Origin of the sequence: Actinomadura logoneensis (genome assembly GCF_003428695.1) — a bacterium.
GTDB classification, from domain to species: Bacteria; Actinomycetota; Actinomycetes; order Streptosporangiales; family Streptosporangiaceae; genus Spirillospora; species Spirillospora logoneensis.
The window spans coordinates 1-5,384 of the sequence record NZ_QURH01000183.1 but is presented as its reverse complement, the minus strand read 5'-3'; the positions used below and the strand labels follow the sequence as shown (position 1 = coordinate 5,384).

Annotated in this window: 4 protein-coding genes; 3 read left to right on the top strand and 1 reads right to left on the bottom strand. The window is 74.5% G+C overall.

The annotated features are described in order from the left end of the window. Positions 1-112 precede the first annotated feature (112 nt). From DZF91_RS09760 to DZF91_RS09750, 3 genes are all read left to right on the top strand, one after another. Positions 113-1,696 (top strand): bifunctional uroporphyrinogen-III C-methyltransferase/uroporphyrinogen-III synthase, encoded by a 1,584-nt coding sequence (locus DZF91_RS09760; RefSeq protein WP_199486522.1) that lies wholly within the window; start codon positions 113-115, stop codon positions 1,694-1,696. A gap of 66 nt (positions 1,697-1,762) precedes the next feature. Beyond that, positions 1,763-2,746, top strand: coding sequence for a porphobilinogen synthase (gene hemB, locus DZF91_RS09755; protein WP_117357151.1), 984 nt, complete (start codon positions 1,763-1,765; stop codon positions 2,744-2,746). 169 nt (positions 2,747-2,915) lie between these two features. Further along, a complete protein-coding gene (locus DZF91_RS09750) occupies positions 2,916-3,578 on the top strand; it encodes a bifunctional DNA primase/polymerase (RefSeq protein WP_117357153.1) in 663 nt (220 codons plus the stop codon). Here the strand turns inward: DZF91_RS09750 and DZF91_RS09745 are convergent. Next, positions 3,575-5,380 (bottom strand): ABC transporter ATP-binding protein, encoded by a 1,806-nt coding sequence (locus DZF91_RS09745; protein WP_117357154.1) that lies wholly within the window; start codon positions 5,378-5,380, stop codon positions 3,575-3,577. The genes DZF91_RS09750 and DZF91_RS09745 overlap by 4 nt on opposite strands. Between the last annotated feature and the right edge of the window lie 4 nt (positions 5,381-5,384).

Below are 5,384 nucleotides of genomic sequence, written 5' to 3'. Positions count from 1 at the left end.
TGTCCGCCAGCGGCGCCCCGGACGAGGCCGCCGCGACGGGCCGCGCGCTCGCCGCGGAGCTACTCGACCGCGGCGCCGCCGAGTTGATGGGGGAGGGGGATTCGTGAGCCCCGTGAACGGCCCCGGCAATCCCGTGACCGACCCGGAGGCCGGACGGGTCTTCCTCGTCGGCGCCGGTCCCGGTGACCCGAAGCTGCTGACGCTGCGCGCCGTGGAGGTGCTGGCGGGCGCGGACGTGGTCGTCGCGCCGGTCGCGCACGTCCATCCCGAGGTGCTGGAGCACCGCCGCGCGGACGCCGAGCTCGTCGACTCCGCCGAGGTCGCCGACCCGGTGAGGCTCGCCGTGAAGCACGCCCGCGCGGGCCGCCGCGTCGCCCGGCTGTTCCAGGGCGACCCGGCGCTGGCCTGCGGGATGGCGTCCTGGGGCGAGGCGCTGTACAAGGCGGGCGTCTCGTTCGAGGTGGTGTCCGGTGTGTCGGCGCTGACCGGTGTGCCCGGGTACGCGGGCATCCCGCTGACCGACGACCGGCATCGCGAGGTGCGGTTCATCGACGCGTCCGAGGGCGGCGTCGACTGGGCCGCGTTCTCCGACCCGTCCGCGACGCTGGTGATCATCGGCGCGGAGCACTCGGTCGCCGAGGTGTGCAAGTCGCTGATAGCCGTCGGCCGCCCCGACTCGACGCCCGCCGCGATGACGATGCTCGGGACGACCACCGAGCAGGAGACCGTGGTCGCCGACCTCAAGCGGCTCGCGGCCGAGGCCAAGGGCATGGAGTCGCCGGCGATGATCATCGTCGGCGACGTGGTGAAGTGGCGGGACAAGCTGGGCTGGTTCGAGGCCAAGCCGCTGTTCGGCTGGCGCGTCCTGGTGCCGCGCACCAAGGAGCAGGCCGCGTCGCTGTCGGAGCAGCTGCGCTCGTACGGGGCCGTTCCGGACGAGGTGCCGACGATCTCCGTCGAGCCGCCGCGCACCCCGCAGCAGATGGAGCGGGCCGTCAAGGGCCTGGTCACCGGACGGTACGAGTGGGTGGTGTTCACCTCCACCAACGCCGTCCGCGCCGTCCGCGAGAAGTTCCAGGACTACGGCCTCGACGCGCGGGCGTTCGCCGGGCTGAAGGTCGCGGCCGTCGGCGAGGCGACCGCGAAGGCGCTGGTCGAGTTCGGCGTCCACCCCGACCTGATGCCGTCCGAGCAGCAGTCGTCGGAGGGCCTGGTCGAGATCTGGCCGCCCTACGACGAGGACCTCGACCCGATCAACCGGGTGCTGCTGCCGCGCGCCGACATCGCCACGGACACGCTCATCGCGGGCCTGACCGAGCTCGGCTGGGAGTGCGAGGACGTGACCGCCTACCGGACGGTCCGGGCCGCGCCGCCGCCCGCGCCGATCCGCGAGGCGATCAAGGGCGGCGGGTTCGACGCGGTCCTGTTCACCTCGTCGTCCACCGTGAAGAACCTCATCGGCATCGCCGGCAAGCCGCACAACGTGACGGTCATCGCCTGCATCGGCCCGCAGACGGCCAAGACCGCCGAGGAGTACGGGCTGCGGGTGGACGTGATGTCGCCCACGCCGTCCGTCCAGGCGCTCGCCGAGGCCCTCGCGGAGTACGGTGCGAGGAGGAGGGCCGCCCAGATCGAGAACGGCGACCCGCTGCGCAAGCCCAGCCAGATGCGCCGGGGCGCGCGCCGCCGCAAGTAGAACCCCGCGGCGGGCGCCCCCGCACCCCGGTGCGCCCGCCGTCGCCCTTTCCTGGAGATGCCTGAGATGTCCGCCCAGTTCCCCGTCGCCCGGCCCCGCCGCCTCCGCCGCACCCCGGCACTGCGCCGGCTGACCGCCGAGAACCGGCTCGCCCCGGCCGACCTGGTGCTGCCGATGTTCGTCAAGGAGGGCACGGCCGAGCCGCAGCCGATCTCGTCCATGCCGGGCGTGGTCCAGCACACCCGCGAGTCGCTCCGCAAGGCCGCGCACGAGGCCGTCGAGGCCGGTGTCGGCGGGATCATCCTGTTCGGCATCCCGGCCGTCAAGGACGGTGTGGGCTCGGCCGCCGACGCGCCCGACGGCATCGTCCAGGCCGCGCTGCGCGACCTGGCGTCCGACCTCGGCGACTCGACCGTGCTGATGACCGACCTGTGCCTGGACGAGTTCACCGACCACGGGCACTGCGGCATCGTCACCCCGTCCGGGGAGATCGACAACGACGCGACGCTGGAGCGGTACGCCTCGGTCGCGGTCGCGCAGGCCGCCGCGGGCGCCGCCGTCGTGGCGCCGTCGGGGATGATGGACGGCCAGGTCGGCGCGATCCGCTCCGCGCTGGACTCGGCCGGCCACCAGGACGTCTCGATCCTCGGCTACTCGGTGAAGTACGCCTCCGCCTACTACGGCCCGTTCCGCGAGGCCGCCGAGTGCGCGCCGACGTTCGGCGACCGCGCCTCCCACCAGCAGGACCCGGCCAACGCCGACGAGTCGCTGCGCGAGGTGTTCCTCGACCTCGACGAGGGCGCCGACATGGTCATGGTGAAGCCCGCCGGGGCCTACCTGGACATCATCCGGCGCGTCCGCGACGCCGTGGACGTCCCGGTCGCCGCGTACCAGGTCAGCGGCGAGTACGCGATGATCGAGGCCGCCGCCGCCAACGGCTGGCTCGACCGCGACCGCACCATCATGGAGTCGCTGGTGTCGATCCGCCGCGCGGGTGCCGACATCGTCCTCACCTACTACGCCGCCGAGGTCGCCCGCCGGCTGGGATGAACCTCACCGCGAGGTAGGTGATTGTTTGCCGGGGATCACTTCCTCCTAGTCACTTGGGACCGTTTCCGGGGGGTTGCCGTGTCCCGGCGGCCCTCCGACCGGCATCATCGACTAACAAGGAGCCGGACGGTGCCGGTGCTCCCGGCCCGGCGTGATTGGGGGCGTCATCGTGCTTGCGGTCTCGGGGAACAGGAACAGGCGGACCCGCGAACGTCCGCGCCGCGAGGGCCCGCCCCCCAGGGCCGAGGCCGCCCGCGCCTACGCCGCGCTGGGCTGGCCGTGCGTCCCCGGCGCGCACGCGCCCGAGGGCGGCGACCGCGCCTGCTCCTGCGACCGGGTCGGCTGTCCCGACCCGGCGGCGCACCCGGTATCGGCGGCCTGGGCGATCCAGGCCAGCGTCGACCCGGCGGTCATCGACCGCTGGTGGACCGAGCGCCCCGAGGCCAACATCATCCTGCCGACCGGGCGCGTGTTCGACGTCTTCGACGTCCCGGCCGCCGCCGGGACCGACGCGCTCGCCCGCATCGAGAGCGAGGGCCTGCCCATCGGCCCGGTCGCGAACGTCGCCGACGAGCGGCACCTGTTCTTCGTGGCCACCCGCGCCCCGGTGGACGAGGACGAGTGGTGGTCCTGCCATCTGGACTGCTCGCCCGAGACCGTCGCGGAGACGCCCGGGATGCGCTGGCACTGCCGCGACAGCTACGTCGTGGCTCCCGCCTCGCAGCTCACCTACGGCCGGACGGTCACCTGGATCCGTCCGCCGGCACGCACCCCGCTCCCCGACCCCCTGCGCCTGCTGGCCGTCCTCTCCGACGCCTGCGAAGCCCTCTAGAGGTTCCGCCCCGCCTCCGTGACGTAGCCGCTCGCCTGGAGGGTGAACAGCCGCGCGTACGCGCCGTCCGCCGCCATCAGCTCGTCGTGGGTGCCCTGCTCGGCGATCCGGCCGTCCGCGAGGACGACGATGAGGTCCGCCTCGCGCACCGCGCCGAGGCGGTGGGAGATCAGCACGCTCGTCCGGCCCGCCCGGTGCGCGCGGAGCGAGGCGTGCACGGCGTGCTCCGCCTCCGCGTCCAGGCCCGAGCTGGGCTCGTCGAGGAGCAGCAGGTCGCGGTCGTCGCGCAGCAGCGCCCGGGCGAGCGCGAGCCGCTGCCACTGGCCGCCCGACAGCGCCACCCCCGTCCCGTCCTCGCGGCCCGCGAAGATCCGGCTCAGCATCGTGTCGTAGCCGTCCGGAAGGGCCTCCAGCGCGTCGTGGACCCCGGCGCGCCGCGCCGCCGCCCGGACCCGCTCCGGGGCGTCCGCGGCGGCGAGGTCGCCGAGGACGATGTTCTCGGCGGCGGTCAGGTCGTACTCCATGAAGTCCTGGAAGACCACGCCGACGCGGTCGCGCAGCTCCGCCGGGTCGAGGTCGCGCAGGTCGGCGCCGTCCCAGGTGACCGAGCCGCGCTCCGGGTCGTACAGCCGGCACAGCAGCTTCACCAGGGTGCTCTTGCCCGCGCCGTTCACCCCGACGAGGGCCACGCTGCGGCCGTGCGGGACGACGAGGTCGATCCCGCGCAGCACCCACGGCTGGTCCTCGCCGTAGCGGAACCACACGTCCCGCAGCTCGACGCCGCCGCGCAGCGGGGGGACGGGACGCGGGTCGGCGCGCACCGGGAGGTCCGGACCGGCCTCGGTGACCGTCACGAAGTGGCCGAACAGCAGGAGCGCCTGGTGCGCGTCCGCCCAGCGGTCGACGATCTGGCTCAGCGCCGCCTGCACCCCGGCGACGGCCGCGACGAACATGGTCACGTCGCCCGGTGAGATCTCGCCCGCCGACGCGGCCCACACCGCCCAGACCAGGCCACCGGCCGCGACCGCGCCGCCGAGCAGCGCGAGCAGCCCCTGGCGGCGGACGGTGGCGAGGTCGACGCGGCGCTCGGCGGCGTCGGTCGCGCGCAGCTCCGCCAGCATCCGCAGCCGGAAGAAGTCGCCGAGGCCGAACAGCCGCACCTCCTTGGCGGCCTCCGGCCTGGTCAGCAGCTCGCCGTAGAAGATCTGGCGGCGCAGTCCCGGGCTGATGCCCCACATCGTCCGGGCGCGTTCGCGGCTCAGGCCGAGCTGGATCCACGCGGCGGGCAGCGCGGCCAGGAAGATCACCGCGACCAGCACCGGGTTGATCACCGTGAGCGTCGCGACGAACCCGGACAGCAGCAGTGCCGACTGGCCGATGGCGAGCGCGCCGGAGACGAGCCGGTCGGGGGCGTTCTCGCTGGACTCGCGGGCCAGGCGCAGCGTGTCCTGGAAGCCGGGGCTCTCGAACCGGCGCAGGCCCGCGTCGGAGTTCACCGCGCGGAACAGCCGGTCGGACGCCAGCCTCCGCACGGCGCGGCGCAACTGCCGCTGCGCGTAGGTGGACAGGTGCGGGACGACGGTCACCGACAGCCCGCACGCGGCGAGCCCGGCGGCCAGCGGGACGAGCTCGGACCGGGGGCGTCCCGAGGTGAGCCCGTCCAGGACGAGCTTGGTGAGCCAGGCGGTCGCGACGGGCGCGAGCCCGGCGAGGACGGCGAGCGCGGCCGAGGCCAGCGCGGCGCGCCAGTGCGCCCGCCAGGTCAGCGACGCGGCGCTCGCCAGGCGCCGCCTCAGCGGCACCGCC

Coding starts and splice junctions, on each gene's coding strand:
- hemB (WP_117357151.1), top strand. CDS start 1,763: ATGTCCGCCCAGTTCCCCGTCGCCCGGCCCCGCCGCCTCCGCCGCACC.